Origin of the sequence: Microbacterium sp. SD291, assembly GCF_017355365.1 — a bacterium.
In the GTDB taxonomy this organism is placed as follows: domain Bacteria; phylum Actinomycetota; class Actinomycetes; order Actinomycetales; family Microbacteriaceae; genus Microbacterium.
The window spans coordinates 40,988-65,676 of record NZ_JADIJR010000012.1 but is presented as its reverse complement, the minus strand read 5'-3'; the positions used below and the strand labels follow the sequence as shown (position 1 = coordinate 65,676).

Here is a 24,689-nt window from a genome sequence, read left to right as displayed (position 1 = left end):
CGCCGTATGGATGTCGTGAGGATCACCCCCTCGCCCACCGGAAGCAGGTTGAATCGCAGTTCGGGCGGCCGCACGGCTGCACGTGCGCGCGCACACTGCGCAATAGGATGCGGAGAATGAGCGGAGATCGGATGCCGCGGCACACGGGGGCTCGCCCCCTCCCCACCGACACACTGGCGCTGCCCCGGATCGCCGGCGGCGCGCTCGGGTGGCGCCGCCAGCTGACCGGCTTCGTGGTCGCACTCGTCTGCGGGCCGCTGCTCACCTGGCTGCTGCTCTCGATGCGCAGCCCCGAGTCGATCACCGCCGAGGTGCTGTCGTATCAGCTGCTCGTGGTCGTCGTCGCCCTGATCGGCGGGCTGCCGCCGGCCGTGTTCGCCGCTGTGCTCTCGGGCATCACCCTCGATTTCCTCTTCGTCGCCCCGCAGTTCACGATCGCCGTCGAGCATCCGCTGCACGTCGTGGCGCTGCTGCTGTACGTCGCGAACGCCGTGCTGGTCAGCCTGATCGTCGACCAGGCCGCACGTCGTGCCCGCGCCGCGAACCGTGCGACAGCCGACGCCGAGCTGCTCGCGGCGGTGGCAGGCAACGTGCTGCGGGGCGAGAATGCGGCGCAGGCACTGGTGAGCCGGGCGCGGGAGTCGTTCCGGCTGAGCGGGGTTCGCCTGGTCACGGCTGACGGCGAGGTGCTCGCCCGCGACGGGGAGCCCCTTCGTGACGGCCGGATGACCAGCGTCCCCGTGGGTGCACCGGTCGACGGGAATCCGCGCGCGGTGCTCGAACTGCACGGGCATCCGCTCGACGCGCCGTCCCGGCGGCTCCTCGACGCGATCGTCGCGCAGCTGTCCGCGGCGATCGAGCACACCGATCTGCGCGCGACCGCGAGAGAGGCCGAGGCACTCGCCGAGACCGACCAGGTGCGCAGCGCACTGCTCTCGGCACTCAGCCACGATCTGCGCCGCCCGCTCTCCGCCGCCGTCGCCGCGATCGGCGGCCTGCGCGGCTCGGGCGAGCTCTCCGCGGGCGATCGCGACGAGCTGCTCGCGACGGCGGACGAGAGCCTCACGACGCTCACCGCGCTCGTCACCGACCTGCTCGATGTCAGCCGCGTGCAGGCGGGTGTGCTGGCGGTGTCCTCCTCGCGGATCGACGCGGCGGGCAGTATCCTCGCCGCCGTCGACGAGCTGGGACTCGGCCCGTCCGACGTCGAGCTGAGACTCGACCCGGACCTCCCGCCGCTGTTCGCCGATCCGGTGCTGCTGCAGCGCATCCTGGTGAACGTGCTGGCGAATGCCCACCGCTTCGCACCGGCCGGCACGCACGTCGTGGTCGCCACGTCCCGAGCGCACGACCGGGCCTCCGACCGGGCACCCGACCGGGCACCCGACCGGGCCTCCGACCAGGCAGAGATCCGGATCATCGACCACGGGGTCGGCGTCTCGGCCGACCGGCACGACGAGATCTTCCAGCCATTCCAGCGGCTCGGCGACACCGACAACACCACCGGCCTCGGCCTCGGCCTCGCACTCTCGCGAGGCTTCGCCGAGGGCATGGGCGGCAGCCTCTCCCCCGAGGACACCCCTGGCGGCGGCCTGACGATGGTCGTCGCGATGCCTCTCGCGGTCGAGGTTCAGGAGGACTCGAAGTGAAGCTTCTGATCGCCGATGACGACCCGCAGATGGTGCGCGCGCTGCGCATCACGCTCTCCGCCCACGGCTACGACGTCGTGTCCGCCGGCGACGGAGCGGCCGCCATCGCACTGGCCGCGCAGGGGCATCCCGACGTCATCATGCTCGATCTCGGGATGCCGCGTCTGGACGGCATCGAGGTGATCCACGCCCTGCGCGGATGGACGAATGCGCCGATCATCGTCGTGTCCGGTCGCACCGGCTCCGCCGACAAGGTGGAGGCGCTGGACGCCGGCGCCGACGACTTCGTGACCAAGCCGTTCCAGATCGACGAGCTGCTCGCTCGCCTGCGCGCGCTCTCCCGCCGAAGCCTCGCCACCGGCGGCGAGTCGACGGTCGGCTTCGGAGATGTCGTCGTCGATCTCGCCGACAAGACCGCGACGCGGGCGGGCACCCGGGTGCACCTGACTCCGACGGAGTGGCGGATGCTGGAGCATCTGGCCCGGCATCCGGGAGCCCTGGTCACCAGGCAGGACCTGCTGAAGGAGATCTGGGGCAGCGAGCAGGTCTCGGATTCCGGCTACCTGCGCCTGTACATGTCGCAGCTGCGCAAGAAGCTCGAGCGCGAGCCGAGTGCGCCCGTGCACCTGCTCACCGAGTCGGGCATGGGCTACCGGCTCGTGCTCTGAGCATCCGTTCCCTCCGGTCCCCTGCGTCCGGTGCCGGCTCCGCACCCCTCTCTCCTCACGCCGTGATCCGGTCAACCGCTCGAGATCCGGATGATCTTCCCTGCATCCTCCGCATCCGGGGCGGTTGACCGGATCTCGGGCGCACGTGCAGTCATCGTCGACGGCGCAGAACGGCGGCGACTCCGGCCACCACGAGCGCAACGGCGACGACGATCGCGGCGATCCCCGTTATCGTGCTCTCCGGCTCGCCCGCGAGGCGTCCGACCGCGAGCCACGTGAGGCCCCACGCCGTCGCGAGGGCGGGTGCGATGCGCCTGGTCACGAGCGCAGTGGCGACGCCGATCACGAGCACGACCGCCAGCACCGCGACGGCCCAGATCTCGGCCTGATCGGCCCAGCTCGCGGGGGCTGTCTGCGTGAGCCAGGCGGCCGTGTTCGCCACTGTGGCGATCGTGACCCAGCCGAAGTGCAGTCCGCTGGCACCGTCGACCAGGAGGCGCTCGGACCAGCTGCGCGCACGCCTGTGCCCGAGGATCACGATCACCCTGGCGAGCGTCGCGAGCAGCAGCGCGATCACGACGACCGTCATCACCAGCGACAAGAACTGCGCCGTCACGAGCCACAGCCCGTTCAGGACCATCGACGCGGCGATCCATCCGCCGACCGCGCGCTGACGCTCATCGGCTCGTCGCGCCGGCAGCGCCTGCCACACCGTGTATGCGATCAGGCCGAGATAGATCAGCGACCAGATCGAGAAGGCGGGGCCTGCCGGTGCGAGGTAGGAGCCCTGTGCCGACAGCGCGCCACCCTGCAGCTCGTTCACCGGAGTACCCCCGAACGCGCCGGATCCGACGGCCGCGGCCACCAGCATGAAGCAGGCCGAGGCGATGACGGCGATCTGGCGGGCGATGTCCTGCGTCCGGGATTCCATGCTCGCAACCTACGTCGGCGGGCGCCCGGGCGCACCCACCTTGACTCCCGCTGGCGGAAACGCTAGCCAGGCTAGCTAAACTCTCGGCTCCGAGCCCGAGTCGTCATCGCCGCTCGCGCCACAACTCCGGAGACTCACCCCTCGAACGGGGCCGCACACCCCGAAACCGGCCAAAACACCCCACTTCTCCGGAGTTGTGACGGGGATGCACGCGAAGAGGGGCCCTGGACGGCGAGCAGTCGATGCCGTTATCTAGATTGGGACATCGGGTGGGAACGATCGTTCTCACCCTCACCCGGAAGGATCAGGATCATGGGCCACGTCACCGTCGGCACCGAGAACAGCACCCCGATCGAGCTCTACTACGAAGACCAGGGAGCCGGCCGGCCCGTCGTCCTGATCCACGGATAACCGCTGAACGGACACAGCTGGGAGCGCCAGACCCACGAGCTGCTCGCCCAGGGCTACCGGGTCATCACCTACGACCGCCGCGGCTTCGGCCAGTCGTCCAAGGTCAACGCCGGCTACGACTACGACACCTTCGCCGCCGATCTGAACACCGTGCTCGAGACCCTCGATCTGCGCGACGTCGTGCTCGTCGGCTTCTCGATGGGCACCGGCGAGCTGGCCCGCTATGTGGCCCGTCACGGTCACGACCGCGTCGCGAAGCTCGCGTTCCTCGCCTCGCTCGAGCCGTTCCTCGTGCAGCGCGAAGACAACCCCGAGGGCGTCCCGCAGGAGGTGTTCGACGGCATCGAGGCAGCCGCCAAGGGCGACCGGTACGCCTGGTTCACCGAGTTCTACAAGAACTTCTACAACCTCGACGAGAATCTCGGCACCCGCATCAGCCAGCAGGTCGTCGACGCCAACTGGAACCTCTCGGTCACCAGCGCCCCGGTCGCGGCCTACGCGGTCGTCCCGACCTGGATCGAGGACTTCCGCGGTGACGTCGAGGCGGTGCGCGCGTCCGGCAAGCCGACCCTGATCCTGCACGGCACGAAGGACAACATCCTGCCGATCGACGTCACGGCCCGCCGCTTCCACCAGGCGGTGCCGGAGGCCGACTACGTCGAGATCGAGGGCGCCCCCCACGGCCTGCTCTGGACCCACGCCGACGAGGTCAACGCCGCGCTGACGGAGTTCCTCGCCAGGTGACGGCGCGCCCCCGGCATCCGCTCTGCACTCCCTGGAGCGGATGCCGGGGCCTCGACGTCATCCCGAGATCCGGTCGACCGCGCGAGAGCAGGATGGAATCCGCCGGATTCTCCGGATCTGGAGCGGTTGTCCGGATCTCGGCGACAGGATGCCGACGCGCTCAGGCGTCGCGCGACCGCCAGAGCAGCCACACGAAGTACGGGGCACCCAGCAGCGCGACGACGAGCCCGGCCGGGAGCTGCGCCGGCTGGATCACGGTGCGTCCGACGACGTCGGCGAGCGTCACGAGCACCGCGCCGAGCAGCACCGCCACGGGGATCACCCTGGTGTGCCTGGCGCCGACGAGGGCCCTGGCGGCATGCGGGGCGACCAGACCGACGAAGCCGATCACGCCGACAGCGGCCACGCTGAACGCGGCGAGCACGGCCGCGACCAGAAGCAGCACGAGCCTGGTCCGCTCCAGGCCTATGCCGACCAGGCGAGGGGTGTCCTCGTCGAGCGACATCACGTCGAGCTCCCGCCGAGCGGCGAACACCAGCGGCAGGGCGATCGCGAGCACGATCGCGACCGGGATGACCTGATCCCAGATCCGCCCGTAGGTCGTGCCGGAGAGCCAGGTGTAGATCTTCGGGGTGTCCCACGGGTTCGCGCGGACCAGGAAGAACGTGGTCAGCGCCGTGGTGCCGTACGAGACGCCGATGCCGATCAGGATGAAGCGGTCGGCGTTCAGGCCTCCCCGCCACGCGAGCCCGTAGACCAGGGCGAACGCCAGCAGCGCGCCCACGAGCGCCGCGGCGATCATGCCGGCCGTCGAGGCGACGGCGCTCGTCACGACGAGCACCGCGCCGAGACCCGCGCCGCCGGTGACGCCGAGGATGCCGGGGTCTGCGAGCGGGTTGCGGCTGACGCCCTGGAAGATGCTGCCGGACAGGGCGAGCGCGGCGCCGGCGACGAGCGCCGCGATCACGCGCGGGGCCCGCTCGTCGAGCGAGAACGAGATCAGCGGCGGAGCCTGCCCCTGCAGCCACAGCGCGATGTCGCCCGTGAGCAGCCAGGTGCTGCCGGCGAGGAGTCCGAGCACGAGGGCTCCGCCGAGGGCGGCGATGGACACGATCAGCACGACGAGGAAGCGGCGCCCGCTGCGCACGCCGAAGCGCACCCTCGGGGGCTCCTTGGTCGGGCCGGAGTCGCGGAGCCGACGGGCCATCAGGATCAGCACGACGGCGCCGAGAAGAGTCGTCGCGACGCCGGTCGGCACCGCGATCGCCGCCTCCGCGCCGATGATCGCGCGCAGCAGCGCATCCGAGAGGATGACCACGACCGCGCCGATCAGGCCGGACAGCGGCAGCAGCAGGGCGTGCCGGTTGAGGCTCGGAACGACGCGCGCGAGCAGGCGGGCGAGCACCGGGGCGCAGAGCCCGACGAACCCCATGGGACCTGCGAGCGTCACCGAGACGGCGATCAGGACGACCGCGAGCAGGATGCCGATGACCCTGGTCGAGCGGATCGGCACTCCGAGCGACGAGGCGGTGTCGTCGCCGAGGGCGAGCACGTCGAGGCGGCGGGACAGCAGGATCGCGGCGATCGTGACGACCACGACGACGGGTGCCGACTGCAGGAACGCGTCGAGTCCGAGCTGCGAGAGGCTGCCGCTCCCCCACGCGAGCAGGCCCTTGGTCTCCTCGTCGAAGAGCACCAGCAGCGTCGAGGTGCACGCCTGGAACGCCAGCGCGAGCGCCGACCCGGCGAGGATCAGCCGCGTGGTGGACGACCCGGCTCCTCCCGCGAGCCCGAGCGCGATGCCGGCGGCGACGATCCCGCCGGCGAAGGCGACGGCACCGGACGCCCACACCGGGATGGCGATGCCGAACGCCGAGACCGCGGTGACGGCGAGGTACGAACCCGCCGTGACGCCGAGCGTGTCGGGGGAGGCGAGCGCGTTGCGTGCGAGCGACTGCAGCAGCACGCCGGCCACGCCGAGCGCGATGCCGACGGCCGTTCCCGCGGCGAGCCTCGGGATCCGCGACCCGAACAGGATCACCTCGTCCTCGAAGCCGGCGCCGCTGGTGCCCTGCGAGAGGTGCCAGACGCTCACGCCGGCGAGCACGACCGCAAGGGTCAGGAGCACGCCGAGAGCGCGGACTCCCCCGGCGGTGCGCCCGGCTCCGTCCGTCGCCGTGGACCCCGTCGCGGGCCCGGCGGGGCCGGGCGCGGACGACGGTTCGGCGACGGACGGGAGCCGGGTGCCGGTCACTTGGCGAGGACCTCGAGGTAGGCGTCGATGATCAGCTCGGTCGAGCGCGGTCCGCCGAAGGTCCAGAGGCCGGCGGGGAACGCCTGCAGACGGTCGTCCTGCACTGCGGGGAGCGACTTCCAGACCGGGTTGGTCTCGACGGCATCCATGAAGCTGCTGCCGTCCTCCTCCTCGGTGCCGGTGTAGAACAGGCTGGCATCGCCGACGGCGGTCATGCCCTCGATGTCGGTCTGGCCGAGGCCGTACGCGGCATCCACCTCGCCGGTCCAGGCGTTGGTGAGGCCGAGCTCTTCGCCGACCTCGCCGACCAGCGAGCCCTGTCCGAACGGACGCAGCGACACGTTGCTGCCGTCGACCCAGCCGTCGAAGAACACGAAGCTGTCGACCTCGACGTCAAGGCCGGTGATCTCGGCCTTCGCCTCGGCCAGGTGCGCCTCGAACTCCTCGGTCACTGCGGCTGCCCGCTCCTCGCGGCCGGTGGCCTGGGCGATCAGGTCGAAGGTGCTCAGCATCTGCGCGATCGGGTCGGCGGCATCCGCGCCCAGCGTCGCGAGCACGGGCACGCCGTACTCCTCGAGCTGCGCGATGATCGCGTCATCGCGGGTGTACGCCTCGACGATCACGAGGTCGGGCTCCGCGGCGAACAGCGCGTCGAGGTTCGGCTCCTGGCGGGTGCCGACATCGACGACGTCCTTCGGCAGCTCCTCCGCCGAGACCCAGGTGCTGTAGCCCGAGGCATCCGCGACGGCGACCGGAGTGACGCAGAGCGTGAGCGCGTCCTCGATCTGCTGCCACTCGAGCACGGCGACCCGCTCGGCGGGCTTGTCGAGCTCGACCGTGCGGTCGAACGCGTCGGTGAGGGTCACCGGTCCGGTCGACGTCGCCGTGGAGTCGGCGGCGCAGTCGGCGCTCGCAGACTCCGCGGGCTTGCCGCCGTCGGCGGACGCGGTGGGCTGCGTGGTGCCGCAGGCGGTCAGGGCGAGCATCAGGGCGCCGCTCAGGGCGAGCGCGGACAGAGCTGTCTTCTTCATGGATTCCTCGGTCGTTTCGGGAGGGTGCGGGGATCAGGAGGTCGTTGCGAGCGCGCGGCGCGGCCGGTCGTGGTGACGGCCGTAGGGGAACACGCGCACTCGCCCGGTCTCGGCGTCGACGACCGTGTCGATGCGCAGGCCGTACACGTGCGAGAGGTTCTCGCCCGTGAGCACGTCGGCCGGCAGTCCGGTCGCGTGCACGCGACCCTGGTGCAGCAGCACGATCTCGTCGGCGACGGATGCGGCGTGGTCGAGGTCGTGCAGGACGACGCCGATCGCAGTGCCGTGGTCGTCGGCGAGGTCGCGGACGAGGTCGAGCGTCTCGATCTGATAGCGGAGGTCGAGGTGGTTGGTCGGCTCGTCGAGGAGCAGGATGCCGGTTTCCTGGGCGAGCGAGGTCGCGAGCCAGACCCGCTGCAGCTCGCCGCCGGAGAGCTGGTCGACGGCGCGGTGGGCCATGGCGCCGAGGCCGGTCAGGGCGAGCGCGTGGTCGATCGCCGCGCGGTCGGCGTCGCTGACGCCGGAGAACCGGCCGCGATGCGGGTGACGCCCGTAGGCGACGACGTCGCGCACCTCGATGCCGGACGGATGCGGACGCGACTGCGAGAGCATCGCCACGGTGCGCGCGAACTCCCTGGCGGAGAGCGCGGCGGCGTCACGCTGCGAGCCGTCGACGCCGACCGTCACTCGGCCCGCCTCGAAGCGCTGCAGGCGGGCGAGTGCGCGCAGGACCGTGGACTTGCCGCTGCCGTTGGGGCCGATCAGGGCGGTGACGCGACCGGGGGTGAGGCGGAGCGAGACGTCGTGCACCACGCGGGTGCGGCCGTAGCCGAGTGCGAGGGAGTCGCCCTGCAGGGCGCTGCCGAGGTGTTCCATGGAGGGCGTCCTTCCTCAGCCGCGCATCGCGACGCCACGGCGCCAGTAGCCCATGAAGGCGACCTGCGACCGGTCGACGCCGAGGTCCTTCACCAGGTGGCGGCGCAGCGTCGTGACCACTCCGCTCTCGCCCGCGATCCAGAAGTAGCGGTCGGCGGGAGCATCCGCGGTGTCGATCTCCTCGCCGAGGCGGGAGAAGCCCGGTGTCTCCCAGAGGAGCTCCTCCGTCTCGATGTCCTGCACCTCGACGGACGTATGCGCGTCGCCGAGATGGGCGAGCACCGCCGGGATGAGCTCCGCTCCATGCTGCTGGCCGGCTGCGCGCGGCAGCCAGTGCACCTCGACGCCCGCGGGGGCGTCGATCGGCAGCACGTCGGCCGAGACCGGCACCTCGATGTAGGCGACGCCGCGCAGATCGCGCGGGGCGTCCTCGAGGATGCGGGCGATCGCGGGAGCCGCGGTCTCGTCGCCGGCGAGCACGACCGAGCGTGCGGTGCCGGGCGCGTACTCGACGCCGCCGTGCGCGGTGACCCCGCGCCGAGGGCCGATCACGAAGAGCTCCTGCCCGACCACGGCGGCACTCGCCCAGCGCGAGGCCGGGCCGGTGAGTCCCGGTTCGAGGTGCAGCACGAAGTCGACGTCGAGCTCGGTGCCGGCATCCGTCACCCGCAGCTCCCTGACCGAGTAGGTGCGCATCGAGCCGCGCTCCTCCTCGGGGACGGCGAGGTAGGAGCCCCACCAGTCGTCGCCGCCGCGGTCGAGCTCCGGCAGGACTCCGGATGCCGGCGGGAAGATCAGCTTGATGCGCGAATCGAAGATCGCACCGGGGGTGCCGAAGTCCTCGAGGTCGGGACCGCCGAACGTGATCCGTGCGAAGTTCGGCGAGACCCGGTCGACGGCGCGCACCTCGGCGCGGGTGAGGACGTAGGCGGGGCGCTCCGTGGTGGTCACAGCGGACATGGTGCCTTCCGGTGGGGTGTGTGCGAGATGAGACCTCTTCGACGACCGGGCAACCGGCGCCGTGTTTGGTAAGCCTGGCCTAATCTAACAGAAGGTTAGGGCACCCTCAGCAACTCGCGTGACACTCGACCAAAGCGCGGCGCCTTGCGCCCGCGCACGCAAGAAGCCGGCCGGGCCCACGAGGGACCCGGCCGGCTTCCGGACGATCAGATCGCGCTCAGAGAGCGCGGATGTTCGCCGCCTGCATGCCCTTGGGGCCACGCTCAGCGTCGAATTCGACCTTCTGGTTCTCACGGAGCTCCTTGAAACCGGAGCCGGTGATAGCCGAGTAGTGGGCGAAGAGGTCGTCCGAGCCGTCATCGGGAGCGATGAAGCCGAAGCCCTTTTCCGCGTTGAACCATTTCACAGTGCCAGTGGCCATGTGTTTCTACTTTCTACTGTTGAACGGGCCGCTTACGCGACCTTGAGCACCGCACCGGAACCTCCGGCAGGTACGAGGAAAGTCGCGCTCCGGGTGGAGGCGACGAGATGATGAACGCGGATGCCGTGAGCGGCTGCGTGTGACAAGTGGGAAGTCTTTCGGTGGGATCCGTGCCGAATCGATCGAGGCACAGAACTCGGATCCTGGTGTAGGGCCACACACGTCGCATCAAGCGTTCGCGGGCCGGTGATGAATGTCACCTCCGGTAGGAGGGCTACGCTCACCGTACCACGCCAGGCGGGGAATGCGCCCGGAAGGATTCTCAACCCGATCTCCGTCATCGGCGCAGCACCAGATCCGCCGTGTCGGAGCGTCGCCCTGCGGCGAGCGCGGCCTCGGTGCGGGTGGTGACGGCGAGCTTGCGCAGCACCGCCGAGACGTGCACGCTCACGGTCTTCACGCTGATGAAGAGCCGCTCCCCGATCTGCCTGTTGCTGAGTCCCTCCGCGATCAGCGCGAGCACCTGCCGCTCGCGTGCCGTGAGCTGGTCGGCCTCCGCCCCGCCGTCGTGACCGGACGGCCGCAGGCCCGCGGCATCCGCGAAGCCGCCGACCGCCCGGATGAGCTCGGCGTGGCCGAGACTCTCGGCGAGGTCGGATGCCGTGGCGATGACGCTCGCCGCCTCGGTGCGGTCGCCGTCCTGGACGAGTGCACGTGCGAGCTCCAGCCGCGTCACGACGCGGAACGTCACCGGCACGTCGTCGCCGTCCGCGAGTTCGACCGCGGTCTGCAGCGCCGGGATCGACGGCGCGAGCAGCGCCGAGAGGATCGCCGACCAGGAGTCACCCGTCAGCTGCGGGGACTGCGCCTCCCACGCGGACCTGATCGCCTCGGTCCACCCGCTCACGTCCGCGCCGGTCGCGCGCAGCGCGGAGATGATCCAGCCGGCCTGGAAGAGCACGCGGCGCTGGTGCAGCAGCACGGGGCCGTCGTCGCGCAGCATCCCGAGGACCGCGTCGAGCGCACCGGGGTAGTCGCCGCGGCTCTCCGCCACGGCGACCGCCATCACGATCGTGTCGTACCAGATCTGCCGCTCCGCCTGACCGGTCTCGATGAATGCAGGGAGCCATTCCCGCATCACCTCGTCGGCCTCGTCGGAGCGCCCTCGCCAGGAGAGCGCGCGCACGCGCGTCATCGTCGTGTACATCCGGAACACCCGGAGCGTGGTCTGCGAGAGGTCGCGGGCGAGCATCTCCTCGACCCGCTCGATCTCGCCGAGCTCGAGCAGCGGCACCGCCATGTTCTGCGTCATCACCGAGCCGGACGTGCGCTCCACGCCGTACGACCGGGACCGCGCGAAGCCCTCCTCGGCCACCCGCACCGCCTCCCGGAAGCGGCCGAGGAGCGTGAGCAGATCGGAGTAGTTGACCCGGTATCGCAGCTCGGCCGTCGACCCCCTGGCCAGGGTGCGGGCGAGTTCATACTCGCGGATGCCCGTCTCCACATCACCCATGTGCGTGCGGGAGGCGGCGCGGATGTTGGCCGCGATCGACGCCTCGTCGTCGGATCCCGCCCGCTCGGCGAGCACGCCGGCCTCGGCGCTGAGCTCCAGCCCCGAGGCGAGATCGCCGGCGATCATGTAGCGGCTCGCGAGCGTGTTCAGGATGGTCGCGTGGAGCCGGTCGTCGTCGACCCTCCCGTCGAGCACGGCGAGCGCCTCGCGCAGCAGCGGGATGGATCCGAGGCGGCCCAGATTCATCGTGTAATAAGCCTTGTCGCGCAGCAGCCGCGCGTGCAGGCGCGGATCGGCAGATGCCGGATCGACCTCGTCGAGCGCCAGGTTCACGACGGCGAGCGCGCGCTCTCCGTCGCCGGCGTTGCGGAGGATCGACGCCAGCGTCTGCAGGAGTTCGAGCCGTTCGATGCCCGCCGCGTCGGCGGCATCCGTCACCTGGGGCCAGATCTCGAGGGCGAGCTCGCCGAAGCGCGCCGCGCTCGCGAACGCGAACCGCGCCTTGGCATGGCGCATCGCCTCGACCGCAGCTCCCAGGGCCCTGCGGTCGTCCTGCGCGAGCCGCCAGTGGTAGGCCAGTGCGGCGGCACTGTCGTCGTGGCAGCTCTCCTCCAGGGCCTCGGCATAGGCGCGGTGCAGCCGCGAGCGCTCTCCCGGAAGGAGGTCGCCGTGCACGGCCTCGCGCAGCAGCGCGTGGCGGAAGCGGTAGGTGTCGTCGCCGACGACGAGGATGCCGCTGAGCGACGCCTCGCGAACCGCCTCCTCGACTCTCTCCTCCGGCAGGTCGACCAGGCACGCGAACAGCTGGTGCGTGAGCGGCTGCTCGGAGCCGGAGACCACCTTGACGACCCGCCTGGCGTCGTCGCCCAGGCGGTCGAAGCGCGCCAGCAGCAGGTCTCTGAGCCCGTCGGGCAACGGGCCCGACGTGCAGCAGGCGAGCTCCTCGACGAAGAACGGAATGCCCTCCGCCCGCTCCTGCACGCGCTCCAGCGCACCTTCGGAGAGGGGCCGGCCGATGAGCTGCTGGGCGAGGTCGCGCACCGCGTCGGCGCCGAGCCGCTTCAGCTCGACCCGCTCGAGCAGTCGGGCACGCGTCGCCTCGGCGATGAACCGGCTCACGGCGTCGCCCCGGCGCACGTCGTCGGTGCGGCAGGTGATCAGAAGAAGGATGCGCCCGCGCTCGAGCGCGCGCAGCAGGAAGGAGAGGATCGCCAGGGTGGACTCGTCGGCCCAGTGCAGGTCTTCGACGATGAGCACCTGGGGCGCCTGCTCCGCCGCCGCGTCGATGAGGCTCGCGATCGCGTCGCGGAGACGGTCGGGGCTGGTGCGCTCGCGATCGGCGAGCGCGGAGGACAGCTCAGGCAGCAGCATCCCGAGGGCCTCGACGCCGACGCCGACCGCCTCGCGGACCCGCTCGATGCCGAGGCGGGCGAGGATCGATCGGAGGATGCCCGTGAGCGGGCCGTACGGGGTCCGTGCGGAGCCCAGGTCGAGGCACCAGCCCACGTGCACGTCTGCGCGGCTCTCGACCTCGGCTCCGAACTCGCGCAGCAGCCGCGACTTGCCGATCCCGGCCTCGCCCTCGACGAGCAGGGCGGCGGGCACGCCGCCGAGCGTCCGCTCGAAGGCCGCACGGACGTGATCGAGGTCGGCGTCCCGGCCGACCATCGCGGCGCTGAGGACGGGAGGTGGCATGAATTCATCGTGCCACCCCCTTCGGACATCCGGGGCCGGATCCGCGACGTCTTCCGGAGAGCCCGATCCGACGCCCTCGGCGAGGATCGTCGTCACCGGGCGGTCGCAGGCTCGCAGCCCGCCGGGACGCCGCGGCGTGCGGCATCCGTCGTCCCTGCGGACTCCGCGGACCGAGACGTCCGCGGGGCCCGCGCCTTCTGCGCCGCGCGCCCGCTGAGCAGGCGCAGGATCCGCAGGAGTGCACCCTCCGGACGGCGGACGACCTGGCCGGGGTGCTCGGCGATGAACCGGCGCAGCTCGGCCGCGCGCTCCAGCTGCTGCTGCTCGTACTCGTTGACCTTGGCGGTGAAGTAGGGGTGCTCGTACATGGTGTCTCCTCGGCGGTTCTCTGTACCCCTACATTCCGCTCTGAGGCACCCCTCCGACATCGGACAGATTCCCTATCTTCCGGATGCCGTGTCGCGGCATCCGTCTAAGGTGGCCTCATGCCAGTCAGCCGCAGCCGCCGCGCCCGGCTGGATCGACGTCGACGGCGTCGAGTCGCCGCCGCCGACAACGACCTGACGCCCGGGGAGTGGGCGGCGCTGCAGCAGGAGTGGAGCGGATGCGCCTACTGCGGTGCGTCGGCCGTGCCGCTGCAGCGCGACTGCGTGCAGCCGATCTCGCGCGGCGGCCGCTACACCCTGAGCAACGTCGTGCCGGCGTGCGGCTCCTGCAACGCCAGCAAGTCGAACGGCGAGGTGACCAGCTGGCTGCGCCGGCGCGGGCTCGACGAGGCCGCGTTCCTGCTCCGCCATCACGCGGTGCAGCGGGCCTTCGCAGACGACGGGGCCGGGGACGACGCTGCGGACGACGGACCCGCCGACTGAGCCGCCGCCGTCAGCCGGGAAGCAGCGAACGGCGGAGGGACGGGCGGGATGCCGGCGGCACGATGATCGCGAGCACCCGCACCAGCGTCGTCATCCAGACGAGGCCGAGCCCCACGACGATCGCCTCCAGCGCGGTGAGGCCGTAGAGGCCGAACGGGACCCACATCACGAGCGCCGCCGCGATCAGGATCACCACCCCGATCGTCGTGATGACCAGGGCGCGCGGCGGCCCTGGCACGCGCAGCGTCGTGCACACCGCCGCGGCGGCGAACAGCGCGAGGGCCGCGAACGCGGCGATATTGTGCGGGATCGGCACCCGGTGCAGCGGAAGAAGCCCCACCGCGGCGAGCGCCGCACCGGTGGCGGCCCACAGCAGCACGATCGCGCCGATGCGTCCGAGAGCGTCGTCTCCGAGCATCCGGTGCAGATCGCGTCCGACGTACGAGCCGACCGTCGCGATCAGGAGTCCTGCGACGATGAGGGTCCCGTTGAAGGCCCAGGAGCCCGCGCCGTTGCCGAGCTGCGAGAAGTTCACCTCCCACCAGCGCGGGTCGACCGCGGTGACCATCGCGAAGAGCGTGCCGATGACGAGGTAGCTCGCGAGGAGCCCGGAGAGGTCCGCCGTGCGGAGGCCGATGCCCGCCCCGAACGCGAAGCGCCCGCCGATCGCCGAGGCGACGCCGGCGAGCAGGCCGCCGCCGATCGCGGCGAGCTCCAGCCCCTGCAGGCCGGCGGCGAGGATCTCTGTGGCCAGGAGCACTCCCATGGCGGTGACCGCCCCGATCGCGACGGTCAGGGCGATCGCCGACAGGTCGGACACCACTGCCTGCCAGCGCGGCATCGGCGCGGTCTCGCCGCGGCGGTGCCGGACCGTGCTGAGCACGAAGGCCGCGGATGCGATGATCCCGGCGATCGCCGCCACCGGAAGGGCGAGCGATCCCTCGCCGGTCAGCGGACGAGAATCGCCGCCGAGGAGCAGGATGCCGGCGCCCGCGCCGAGCGCGAACGACACAACCGTCGCCCAGACCGCCTCGGTCTCGCCGCGCAGACGCTGCGCCCGGTCCTGCTGCTCCATGCCTCCATGCAACCACGTCGTCCCGGCGAAGACGTCGGCCAGGGCGGGCGCGTGGCGAAACGGCCTGCGTCCTGAGCATCCGCCCCCGTCGCGGACCCACCTGGCCGCCTCCGCACTCACCAGGCGACCATTCAAGGTCCGCGGCCACATCCAAGGCCGCACTACCGTGGGACCATGCGCATCCCCGCCGCGATCCGTGCCTCCAGGCGCTCTCCGCTGCTGCAGGTCGTGAAGTCGGCTGCGGCGACGATCGCCGCGTGGCTCCTCGCCGGCTTGGCGTTCCCCGGACAGCTGCCCGTGTTCGCGGCGATCGCCGCGCTTCTGGTCGTTCAGCCGAGCGTCAACCAGTCTCTGTCGAAGGCGCTCGAGCGCAGCATCGGCGTGATCGTCGGCGTGCTGGTCGCGGTCGCGCTCGGCCTGCTGCTCGGTTCCCCGAGCTGGATCGTGCTGCTCGCGATCGTCGTGGCGATGCTGGTCGCCTGGGTGTTCCGCGCTTCTCCCGGCACCGGCAATCAGGTGGCGATCTCGGCCATGCTCGTGCTCGCGCTCGGCTCGTCGAGCCCGGAGTACGCGTTCGCCCGCATCGCCGAGACGCTGATCGGCGTCGTGATCGGCATCGTCGTGAACGCGCTGATCGTGCCGCCCGTGCTGGTCGCGCCGGCACGCCGTGACCTCGGGCTCCTCGGCAGGGAGCTCGCGGCGAGCCTCGACCGTCTCGCGGCCGCCCTTCCGGAGTCGCAGACACCCGCGCTGCTGCAGGAGCTGATGCTGCAGGTGCGGCTGCTCCGGCCGATGAAGGATGCTGCCGAGGCATCCATCGCCGCCGGCGAGGAGTCACTCACCCTGAACCCGCGCCGCTCCGCGCACCGCGAGGATCTCCGCGAGATGCGGGCGCTGCTCGAACGGCTCTCCCCGATCGTGACCCAGACGATCGGGATGACCCGCGCCTACTTCGATCACTACGACGACGCGATCGGGCAGGAGCCCGCCGTCACCGCGATCGCCGAGCAGCTGCGCCGCGCGGGCCACGATGTGCGCCTCGCGGTGCAGATCGCCGATGTGACACCCGAGCCGGAGACCCTGACCTCCGCGATCCCCGCGCTGACGGCTCCGCTCGTGATCAGGCCCCCGGCATCCGGCCACTGGATCCTGATCGGATCGCTGATGGAGGACCTCCGCCGCATCCGCGGGGAGCTGCTCGACGAGGTCTGAGTCCGAGCACCGCCACAACTCCGGAGATCCGAGCCGATTCACCGTGCAGTGGGGCGAATCGGCGGATTCGCGTGCCGGTTCTCCGGAGTTGCGGCACCGACTTACCCTGGAACCATGGCAGACATGACCGTCCCCGAAGTCCTCGCCGAACTCGCCGCGCTCGAAGATCCGAAGATGCGCGCGGCCAACGAGAAGCGCGGCGACGACCACGGCATGAACCTCAGCCGCCTGCGCGCGCTCGCGAAGCGCGTCAAGACCGATCAGGAACTGGCGAAGGAACTCTGGGCGACCGGCGAGACCCCGGCCAGGCTGCTCGCGCTGCTCATCTGCAAGCCCCGCGAGTTCACGGCCGACGAGCTCGACGGCATGCTCCGCGAGACCGACCGCCCCAAGGTGAACGACTGGTTCGTGAACTACGTCGCGAAGAAGTCGCCGCGCGCGGAGGAGATGCGGCTGCGGTGGTTCGGCGACGCCGACCCGACGGTCGCGGCCGCGGCGTGGTCGCTGACGTCCGTGCGCGTGGCCAAGGACCCTGAGGGCCTCGACCTCGAGCATCTCCTCGATCTGATCGAGCGGGGCATGAAGGCTGCCCCCTCACGACTGCAGTGGGCGATGAACGAGACCCTCGCGCACATCGGCATCGCGCACCCGCACCTCCGCGACCGCGCCCTCGCGATCGGCGATGAGCTCCAGGTGCTGGCCGACTATCCGACCGCCCCCGGATGCGTCTCGCCGTTCGCTCCGATCTGGATCACGGAGATGGTGAAGCGCCAGGCCTGACCGCCCGGCCGGGTCGCCGGATGCCCTCTGCCGCCCTCGCGCGCAGGCCCGCGGCGGCCGCGACGCGCGCGCCAGCGGCGGCCGCGACGCGCGCGCCGAGTCCTCGAGGACAAGGGAGACGTGATGCTGGGCGCGCTGCTGGGCGTGCTCCCGCTGATCGCACTGTTCTTCACGCTGCAGCGCTATTGGCGGTCGGGGCTCGCGGCGGGTGCCGTCAAGGGCTGACACCACCTCGACGAGAAACCGCCCCGGAGCTTCGGCTCCGGGGCGGTTTCTCGTGTGCGGCGGCTCAGGAGCCGATGAACTCCTCGGTCTCCCCGAAGGTGGGCCGCTCCCGGATCTCGACGACGTATCCGAGTCGGTCGGTGTCGAGGATGCGGATCTCGTTGTGCCCGCTCCGCCACAGCGGCGCGGGTGCGTAGAGGGTCTCCTGCGGGCCGATCTCCCAGTAGCGACCGAGGAGGAAGCCGTTCAGCCAGACCATCCCCTTCGCCCCGCCGGGGAAGGCGAGCCAGGCGTCTGCCGGTGCCGCGATGTCGAACGTCGCGACGGCGACCCCGTCGTCGGCTGCTGTGCCGGCCGTCACCGGCGCGCTCTGAGGCAGGATGCGGTGGCTCCAGCCGTGCACGTAGCGGCGGCCGATCGTCACGCCTCGCATGATGCCCTTGCCCTCGCCGGTCAGAGGCCCGTAGTTGATGCGTCCGAGACTCTCGACGACGATCGTCAGCCGGCCGGCGCCGCCCGCAGCCGGCAGCGCCAGCTTGGCGAGACCGTCGCGTTCGAGGGTGCCCAGGCGCTCCCCGTCCATGAAGACGGTGGCCCGATCATGGAGTCCGAGGATCGAGAGGGTCGCCTCCTGCGGGAACGAGCAGTCGGCCTCGTACGCGACGAGGCCGTCTTCGGCACCGAGCTGCTCGAATGTGAGCGGAACGGCCGAGCCGGCGACGACGGGTGCGGCGCGCACGACGTCCATCAGCGACGCCTGCGCCACGAGCGCGGCGGAGGCGGCGGACTGCCGTAGCGGCGGAGCCGGGATCGCGGGGAGCTCGCCGGTGTGGAACGGCGCGAACGCGGCACGCAGCGCGTAGAACTTCGCGTTCAGGGTGCCGTCCTCGCCGATGGGCGCGTCGGAGTCGTAGCTGGTCACGGTCGGCTGGAGCACGGCGTCGTGGTTGGCGCCGTTCCACAGACCGAAGTTCGTGCCGCCGTGCGCCATGTACAGGCTCACGGAGCCTTCGGCATCCAGCAGCTCCTGCACGGTGCTGATCATGCTGTCGGCGGAGCGCACGTGATGCCGCTCCCCCCAGTGGTCGAACCATCCGCCCCAGAGCTCGCTGCACATCAGCGCGGCGTCGGCCGGTCGCAGCTCCCTGGCCTTGGCGACCCCGGTGCCGAAGGTGAAAGTGGGCATCGCACCGGACACGCTGCCGTGGCGGAGCATGTCGGCCGTGATCCCGTCAGCCGTCGTCAGCATCTCGACGATGCCGCGCGCTCGCAGCCCGTCACGGAGGTGCGCGAGGTAGGCGGGGTCGCTGCCGAACGAGCCGTTCTCGTTCTCGACCTGAACGGCCACGACGGGTCCGCCGCTGATCGCCTGCAGCGGCACGAGTCGAGGGATCAGCTCGTCGTACCAGGCGTCGACCGCCGCGAGGAACACCGGATCGCCGGTGCGCAGCGCACGCGTGCGGCCGCTGAGCCAGAACGGGATGCCGCCGTTCGACCACTCCGCGCAGATGTACGGGCTCGGTCGCACGAGCACGTCGAGACCGACCTCGCCGGCGAGGCGGATGAACCGCTCCACGTCGCGCCAGCCGTCGAACCGGACGTCTCCCTCGGCGCGGTCGTGGAAGTTCCAGGCGATGTACGTGTCGACCGTGTTCGCCCCCATCGCGGCGAGTCGGCGAAGACGGTCCTCCCACTGGTCCGGGTGCACGCGGAAGTAGTGGATGCTGCCGGCGAGGATGCGGTGCGGGCGCCCCTCGCGGACGATCTCGCCGTCGCGCCACGTCAGCGTCGACGTGGTCGGGGAATCCGCGCGATCGTCTCGCGCGAGGATGTCGGTCATGAAGCTCCAGATGCCAGTGTTTGCGTTCACATTATCGCATCGCGGCGACCCTGGCAGCCCGTATTCACGCGGAATGATCGCTATCATGAGCACATGTCGCCTCGTCGCTCCAAAGAGGACCGCGCCCCCAGCCAGGTCGATGTCGCCCGCCTGGCCGGAGTCTCGACCCAGACCGTCTCCCGCGTGATGTCGGGTGTGGACAACGTCCGCCCGGAGACCGCCCGCCGCGTGCACACCGCGGTCGAGGAGCTCGGCTACCGGGTGCATGCCGCCGCAGCCTCGCTCGCCTCCGGGCGCACCCGGATCCTCGGGGTCGTCGTCGTCTCGACGGACCGCTACTCCTCTGCCGCCCTGGGCGTCGGCATCGAGCAGGCCGCTGCCGCCAACGGCTACACGGTGACGACGGCCGCCGTCGCGGACCACGCGTCCACCGATGCCTTCCACGACGCCTTCGACCGCCTTCAGCGCCAGGGAGCCGAGGGCATCATCCTCGGCGTGCCGGTCGAACTGGACAGCCCGTCCATGCGAGCGCGAACACAGCGGACCCCTGCGACCCGCACGGATCGCGTCTCGCTGCAGGCGGATGCTCCGCTCGCGGTCGATCAGAACGAGATCACCCGTCTCGCGGTCGAGCACCTCCTCGACCTCGGGCATCGCACGGTCTGGCACGTCTCCGGCGACGAGTACTGGGCCGAGACCGTGCAGCGCCGCGAGACATGGGAGCGGGTGCTGGAGGAGCGCGGCATCACTCCGCCGCCGGTGATCCCCGGCGACTGGACGCCCGAGTCGGGCTACCGCGCGGGGCGCACGATCGCCGCGATCCCCGATGCGACCGCCGTGTTCGTGAGCAGCGATGAGATGGCGTTCGGCGTCATCCGCGCGCTGCACGAGGCGGGACGCAGCATCCCCGAGGACGTCTCCGTGGTCAGCGTCGACGACATCTCTCTGGCCGCCTACGCGTCGCCCGCGCTCACCACCGTGCGGCAGCCGTTCGAAGCGCTGGGGCGCGCGGCCGCGCTGCGCCTGATCGCGGAGATCGAGGGCGGAGAGCCCGTCGGCGGCGAACCGGAGATCACGCCGACGCTCGTGGTGCGCGCCTCCACGGCGCCGCCGCGGGGCTGAGCGACGGCCCAGCCCCGCGGCGACTGCCGGTCAGGGTGTATCGCCGACCGCGTGCGGCCGCGGCACCGCGAGCATCGCGCCGGTGTCGGTGAACTCCTGCTGGATCTCCTCGTTGTGCCTGTAGGTCAGGAGGCTCACGAGCACCGCGGCGACGAAGGCGAACACGAACGCCGGGAGCAGCTCGTACAGCCCCGTGTTCAGCCCCTTCCAGATGAAGACCGTGGCGGCGCCGACGAACATGCCGGCGAGCGCACCCCAGTTGGTGAGCTTGCGCCAGAACAGGCTCAGCAGGATGATCGGCCCGAACGCCGCCCCGAAGCCGGCCCAGGCGAACGACACCAGACCGAGGATCGAGTCGTTCGGGGTGATCGCGAGGATGATCGCGATGATCGCGACCACGAGCACCGCCATCCGCCCCATCAGCACCAGTCTCTTCTGCGACGGCGGGGTCCTGCGCACCACGTTGTAGAGGTCCTCGACGAGGGCCGAGGAGCACACCACCAGCTGACTGGAGATCGTGCTCATGATCGCCGCGAGCACGGCGGCGAGCACGAGACCGGCGACGAACGGATGCAGCAGCGTCTGCGACATCAGGAGCACGACGGTCTCGGGGTTGTCCAGTGTGATGCCGCGCTGCGCCATGTACGCGATGCCGACGAGGCCCGAGATGATCGCGCCGAACATCGACAGGACCATCCAGGAGATCCCGATGCGCCTGGCGCTCTTCGCCTCCTGCGGCGAGCGCAGCGCCAGGAAGCGGACGACGATGTGCGGCTGCCCGAAGTAGCCGAGGCCCCACGCCAGCGCCGAGACGATCGCGAGGAACGTGCCTCCCGTGACCGCGCCGCCTCCGAGCATCGACAGGAAGCCCTCGCCGCCGTTCGCGGTGATCAGGGTGCTGGTCTCATCGAGCCCGCCGATCGCGATCACGGCCGCCACGGGCACGACGATCAGCGCGATCACCATCATGAGCCCCTGCACGACGTCGGTGAGGGAGGCCCCGAGGAATCCGCCGAAGAGCGTGTACAGCAGCGTGATGCCGCCGACCAGCAGCATCCCGAACATGTAGTCGCCGTTGAACGAGCTCTCGAAGAAGACACCGGCGGCGACCATCCCCGAGGAGATGTAGAGGGTGAAGAAGACCAGGATGATGAGGCCGGCGAGCACGCGCAGCGAGCGGCTCGAGTCGCGGAGGCGGTTCTCGAAGTAACTCGGGATCGTGATCGAGTTGCGCGACACCTCGGTGTAGGCGCGAAGGCGCGGCGCCACCAGCAGCCAGTTGAGGTAGGCGCCGATCGTGAGGCCGATCGCGATCCACGCCTCGATCAGGCCTGCGGCGTAGATGGCGCCGGGAAGGCCCATCACGAGCCAGCCGGACATGTCGGCGGCTCCCGCGCTGATCGCCGCGACCCACGGCGGGAGGTTGCGGCCGCCGAGCATGTAGTCCTCGTGGTCGGAGGTGCGCTTGTAGGCGAAATAGCCGATGAGGAGCATCCCGGCGAAATACACGCCGAGCGCCGCGTACATGAAGATCTGGTCGGACATCATCGTCCCTCCTGAGCGGTGCAGGTCACCGCATCCGTGCCTCGATGATCCCAACACGGATGCCGCAGCCGAACGCGCCACGCAGAGACTGCTGGTTACGCTGATGCCATGAGCACCCACATCGCTGCCGAGCAAGGCCAGATCGCCCCCATCGTCCTCTTCCCCGGTGACCCGCTGCGGGCGAAGTGGATCGCGGAGACCTTCCTCGAGGACGCAGAGCTGTACACGCAGACCCGGGGGATGCTCGGCTTCACGGGCACCTGGCAGGGGCACCGCGTCTCTGTGCAGGGGTCCGGCATGGGGCAGCCGTCCATGTCCATCTACGCGAACGAGCTGTTCGACTCGTACGGCGTCCAGACGATCGTCCGCGTCGGCTCGTGCGGGGCCCTGACCGAGAAGCTGAAGCTGCGCGACATCATCATCGCGAACGGCGCCTGCACGGACTCGGGCATCAATCGGGTGCGCTTCCATGGCCAGGACTACGCGCCTGTCGCCGACTTCGCGCTGCTGCGGGCAGCCGTCGAGGCGAGCAAGTCGGAGCCGCTGGATTCGGCCGTGCACGTCGGGCTGCTGTTCTCGAGCGACCAGTTCTACAGCACGCGTCCTGAGCTGACCGAGCCGCTCGTGAAGCACGGCGTGCTCGGCGTCGAGATGGAGACCAGCGGTCTCTACACCCTCGCCGCCTTCTACGACCGGCGGGCCCTCAGCATCTGCACGGTGTCCGACCACATCGTCACCGGTGAGGAGACCACCGCGCAGGAGCGGGAGCAGACCTTCGGCGACATGATCCGCATCGCGCTGCAGGCGGCGACCACGGTCTGACCGCTACGCCGCGGCCCGCGCGACATGGCTGCGGGCGTGCGAGGCGGCGGCGTCGATGTCGTCGAACAGATGGTTCTGGTGACGCAGCGAGGCGAGAACGCCGACGCGCTCGGCGAGCGGCAGATGCTGCGCGGGGATGCCCTTCACGAGCACCGTGATGCCCCGCCGCTCCAGTGAGGTGATCAGCTCGGTGATGACCTGTGCGCCGGTGGCGTCGAGGACCTGCAGCTGCGACATCCGCAGCACCACCACCTCGATGTCGCGGAGGGTGCCGACGCGCTCCATGGTCCGCTCCGCCGCGCCGAAGAAGAGCGCGCCCTCGAGCCGGAACACCGCGATGCGCTCGTCGCCCTGGCGCACGGGCCCCGGCAGCTCCTCACGGTGGACGCCGCTGGTGCGCGCCAGCTGACGCAGCGCGAAGAAGCCCGCCGCGAGGAACCCGATCAGCACGGCGTAGATGAGGTCGACGCTCACGGTGACGACCGCGGTGAGGCAGAAGACGACGGCATCCGCTCGCGTCGACCGCAGCACGGTGCGCACGGTCGCCGGCGCGATCATGCGGCAGGCGGTGACGATGAGCACGCCGGCGAGGGCGGCGAGCGGGATGTGCGAGACGACGGATGCTCCGACCAGGGCGACCACGAGCAGCAGCAGCGCGTGCGTGATCGCCGCGAGCCGGGTGCGGGCGCCGGCGCGGACGTTGACGGCGGTGCGGGCGATCGCGCCGGTGGCGGGCATCCCGCCGAACAGCCCCGCCGTCAGCGACGCGAGGCCCTGCCCCACGAGCTCGCGATCCGGGTCGTACGAGCCGGTGTCCGCGAGGGTCGACGCGACGCGGGCCGACAGCAGGGACTCGATGGCGGCGAGAGCGGCGACCGCCGCCGCGGGGCCCGCGAGGGCGAGCAGCGACGCCGGGTCGAGATGAGGCAGGGTCGGCGCGGGAAGCCCTGCCGGCAGCTCGCCGATCGTGTCGACGGGAAGGCCGGACGCGACCGCCAGCAGCGACGTCACGACGATCGCGAGAAGGGAACCGGGGAATCGCGGGTGGATTCTCGGCGACGCCAGCATGATCGCCACGACGATGCCGACGAGCAGCAGCGACCAGCCGAGCTTGGGCCATGACGCGCTCGCGAGCGACTGCCCTGCGGCGATCAGGGCGTTGGTGCTCTCGCCGGTCCGCGTGCCGGTGGCCGTGGGCACCTGCTGCAGGAAGATGATGACGGCGATGCCGAGGGTGAACCCCTCGATCACGGGCCACGGGATGTACCCGACCGTGCGGCCGAGTCTCAGGAGCCCCGCTGCCAGCACGAGGAGCCCGGCGAGGAGGCAGACCGCGGCCAGCGCCCCCGCACCGCGCTCGGCGAGGATGGGCGCGAGCACGACCACCATGGCGCCGGTCGGCCCGGACACCTGCACGTTCGAGCCGCCGAAGACCGCGGCGATGACGCCCGCGACGATGGCGGTGACAAGTCCGCTCGCAGCCCCGGCCCCCGAGCTGACGCCGAAGGCGAGTGCGAGCGGCAGAGCGACGATGCCGACCGTGACGCCCGCGAGCAGGTCAAGCCTCCAGGATCTGCGGAGACCCCGATAGTCGGATGCCGCCGGCAGCAGGCTCCGCGCGCTCCTGAGTCTCCAGGCACTCATGCCCGCACGGGGATCTCGGGCAGTCCTGCGGTCTCCACGAGCTGCTGCTGCGTGGTCTCCAGGATCTCGCCGAGCAGCGCCCTGGCGACGCGGAGGAGATCCGCCACCTGCGGGTAGGCGAGGCGGTAGTAGACGAGGCTGCCGCGGCGCTCGGACACGACGAGCCGGTTGCGCCGGAGCACGGCCAGGTGCTGCGAGACGTGCGAGGCCTCCAGCTCGACGACCTCGAGGAGATCCGACACGGAGACCTCGGCTGATGCCGACAGCACCTCGAGGATGCGGATGCGGATCGGGTGCGCGAGGCCCTTGAACAGCCCGGCCTTCACCTCGTAGAGCGGACGGCTCGGATCACTGAGCATCCTCGGCTCCTCCCGATGCGATCTGATGGATTCATCATATCGC

19 protein-coding genes and 2 pseudogenes are annotated in these 24,689 nt (G+C 70.9%); 8 read left to right on the top strand and 13 right to left on the bottom strand.

The features are described from left to right. Positions 1 to 113 precede the first annotated feature (113 nt). Together IPV10_RS08945 and IPV10_RS08940 are read left to right on the top strand one after the other, a co-directional pair. A pseudogene (locus tag IPV10_RS08945) lies at positions 114 to 1,649 on the top strand (DUF4118 domain-containing protein); the annotation flags it as partial. Continuing rightward, a complete protein-coding gene (locus tag IPV10_RS08940; protein ID WP_207482916.1) occupies positions 1,646 to 2,317 on the top strand; it encodes a response regulator in 672 nt (223 codons plus the stop codon). The pseudogene IPV10_RS08945 and the gene IPV10_RS08940, both read left to right, overlap by 4 nt. Before the next feature lie 151 nt (positions 2,318 to 2,468). On the opposite strand, the gene IPV10_RS08935 is transcribed toward IPV10_RS08940, so the two are convergent. Then, positions 2,469 to 3,248, bottom strand: coding sequence for a TspO/MBR family protein (locus IPV10_RS08935; protein WP_207482914.1), 780 nt, complete (start codon positions 3,246 to 3,248; stop codon positions 2,469 to 2,471). A 312-nt stretch (positions 3,249 to 3,560) separates the two neighbouring features. Between IPV10_RS08935 and IPV10_RS08930 the strand changes: the two are divergent. Then, positions 3,561 to 4,403: pseudogene (locus IPV10_RS08930) on the top strand (alpha/beta fold hydrolase). Between the two features lie 160 nt (positions 4,404 to 4,563). On the opposite strand, the gene IPV10_RS08925 reads toward IPV10_RS08930, so the two are convergent. The 7 genes from IPV10_RS08925 to IPV10_RS08895 all read right to left on the bottom strand — a co-directional run bounded on the left by IPV10_RS08925 (position 4,564) and on the right by IPV10_RS08895 (position 13,521). Beyond that, positions 4,564 to 6,657: an iron ABC transporter permease gene (locus IPV10_RS08925; RefSeq protein WP_207482912.1), complete on the bottom strand. Its 2,094-nt coding sequence runs from the start codon at positions 6,655 to 6,657 to the stop codon at positions 4,564 to 4,566. After that, positions 6,654 to 7,688, bottom strand: coding sequence for an iron-siderophore ABC transporter substrate-binding protein (locus IPV10_RS08920; protein ID WP_207482910.1), 1,035 nt, complete (start codon positions 7,686 to 7,688; stop codon positions 6,654 to 6,656). The genes IPV10_RS08925 and IPV10_RS08920 overlap by 4 nt, the downstream gene beginning before the upstream one ends. 33 nt (positions 7,689 to 7,721) lie before the next feature. Next, positions 7,722 to 8,564 (bottom strand): ABC transporter ATP-binding protein, encoded by an 843-nt coding sequence (locus IPV10_RS08915; RefSeq protein ID WP_207482908.1) that lies wholly within the window; start codon positions 8,562 to 8,564, stop codon positions 7,722 to 7,724. Between the two features lie 15 nt (positions 8,565 to 8,579). Continuing rightward, the gene (locus IPV10_RS08910; protein ID WP_207482906.1) at positions 8,580 to 9,524 is read right to left on the bottom strand and encodes a siderophore-interacting protein; all 945 of its coding nucleotides are present in this window, start codon (positions 9,522 to 9,524) and stop codon (positions 8,580 to 8,582) included. 217 nt (positions 9,525 to 9,741) lie between these two features. Next, positions 9,742 to 9,945: a cold-shock protein gene (locus tag IPV10_RS08905; protein ID WP_141874111.1), complete on the bottom strand. Its 204-nt coding sequence runs from the start codon at positions 9,943 to 9,945 to the stop codon at positions 9,742 to 9,744. A gap of 337 nt (positions 9,946 to 10,282) precedes the next feature. Beyond that, positions 10,283 to 13,153, bottom strand: coding sequence for an AAA family ATPase (locus IPV10_RS08900; RefSeq protein ID WP_207482904.1), 2,871 nt, complete (start codon positions 13,151 to 13,153; stop codon positions 10,283 to 10,285). Between the two features lie 92 nt (positions 13,154 to 13,245). Further along, positions 13,246 to 13,521, bottom strand: a complete 276-nt coding sequence (locus tag IPV10_RS08895; RefSeq protein WP_207482902.1) for a hypothetical protein — start codon at positions 13,519 to 13,521, stop codon at positions 13,246 to 13,248. 117 nt (positions 13,522 to 13,638) lie between these two features. Here IPV10_RS08895 and IPV10_RS08890 point away from each other — a divergent pair, with 117 nt between their 5' ends. Next, positions 13,639 to 14,022 (top strand): HNH endonuclease, encoded by a 384-nt coding sequence (locus IPV10_RS08890; RefSeq protein WP_207482900.1) that lies wholly within the window; start codon positions 13,639 to 13,641, stop codon positions 14,020 to 14,022. Between the two features lie 10 nt (positions 14,023 to 14,032). Here the strand turns inward: IPV10_RS08890 and IPV10_RS08885 are convergent, their stop codons facing one another. After that, the gene (locus IPV10_RS08885) at positions 14,033 to 15,097 is read right to left on the bottom strand and encodes a DUF998 domain-containing protein (protein WP_207482898.1); all 1,065 of its coding nucleotides are present in this window, start codon (positions 15,095 to 15,097) and stop codon (positions 14,033 to 14,035) included. A gap of 174 nt (positions 15,098 to 15,271) precedes the next feature. Between IPV10_RS08885 and IPV10_RS08880 the strand changes: the two genes are divergently transcribed. Further along, the gene (locus IPV10_RS08880; RefSeq protein ID WP_207482896.1) at positions 15,272 to 16,309 is read left to right on the top strand and encodes an aromatic acid exporter family protein; all 1,038 of its coding nucleotides are present in this window, start codon (positions 15,272 to 15,274) and stop codon (positions 16,307 to 16,309) included. Between the two features lie 114 nt (positions 16,310 to 16,423). Beyond that, positions 16,424 to 17,089, top strand: coding sequence for a DNA alkylation repair protein (locus IPV10_RS08875; RefSeq protein ID WP_207482894.1), 666 nt, complete (start codon positions 16,424 to 16,426; stop codon positions 17,087 to 17,089). Positions 17,090 to 17,378: 289 nt separating this feature from the next. Here IPV10_RS08875 and IPV10_RS08865 read toward each other — a convergent pair whose 3' ends face one another. After that, positions 17,379 to 19,154: a beta-galactosidase family protein gene (locus IPV10_RS08865; RefSeq protein ID WP_207482892.1), complete on the bottom strand. Its 1,776-nt coding sequence runs from the start codon at positions 19,152 to 19,154 to the stop codon at positions 17,379 to 17,381. A gap of 93 nt (positions 19,155 to 19,247) precedes the next feature. Between IPV10_RS08865 and IPV10_RS08860 the strand changes: the two genes are divergently transcribed. After that, positions 19,248 to 20,276 carry a LacI family DNA-binding transcriptional regulator gene (locus tag IPV10_RS08860; protein WP_207482890.1) on the top strand — a complete coding sequence of 343 codons (1,029 nt, stop codon included), beginning with the start codon at positions 19,248 to 19,250 and terminating at the stop codon, positions 20,274 to 20,276. Positions 20,277 to 20,306: 30 nt separating this feature from the next. Here the strand turns inward: IPV10_RS08860 and putP are convergent, their stop codons facing one another. Then, entirely contained in the window at positions 20,307 to 21,821 is a 1,515-nt protein-coding gene (gene putP / locus IPV10_RS08855) for a sodium/proline symporter PutP (protein ID WP_207482990.1), read from the bottom strand. A 108-nt stretch (positions 21,822 to 21,929) separates the two neighbouring features. Between putP and deoD the strand changes: the two genes are divergently transcribed. Further along, positions 21,930 to 22,643 carry a purine-nucleoside phosphorylase gene (gene deoD, locus IPV10_RS08850; protein WP_207482888.1) on the top strand — a complete coding sequence of 238 codons (714 nt, stop codon included), beginning with the start codon at positions 21,930 to 21,932 and terminating at the stop codon, positions 22,641 to 22,643. 3 nt (positions 22,644 to 22,646) lie between these two features. Here deoD and IPV10_RS08845 read toward each other — a convergent pair whose 3' ends face one another. Together IPV10_RS08845 and IPV10_RS08840 are read right to left on the bottom strand one after the other, a co-directional pair. Beyond that, positions 22,647 to 24,287 carry a SulP family inorganic anion transporter gene (locus IPV10_RS08845; RefSeq protein WP_207482886.1) on the bottom strand — a complete coding sequence of 547 codons (1,641 nt, stop codon included), beginning with the start codon at positions 24,285 to 24,287 and terminating at the stop codon, positions 22,647 to 22,649. Further along, the gene (locus IPV10_RS08840; protein ID WP_207482884.1) at positions 24,284 to 24,646 is read right to left on the bottom strand and encodes a metalloregulator ArsR/SmtB family transcription factor; all 363 of its coding nucleotides are present in this window, start codon (positions 24,644 to 24,646) and stop codon (positions 24,284 to 24,286) included. The genes IPV10_RS08845 and IPV10_RS08840 overlap by 4 nt, the downstream gene beginning before the upstream one ends. Between the last annotated feature and the right edge of the window lie 43 nt (positions 24,647 to 24,689).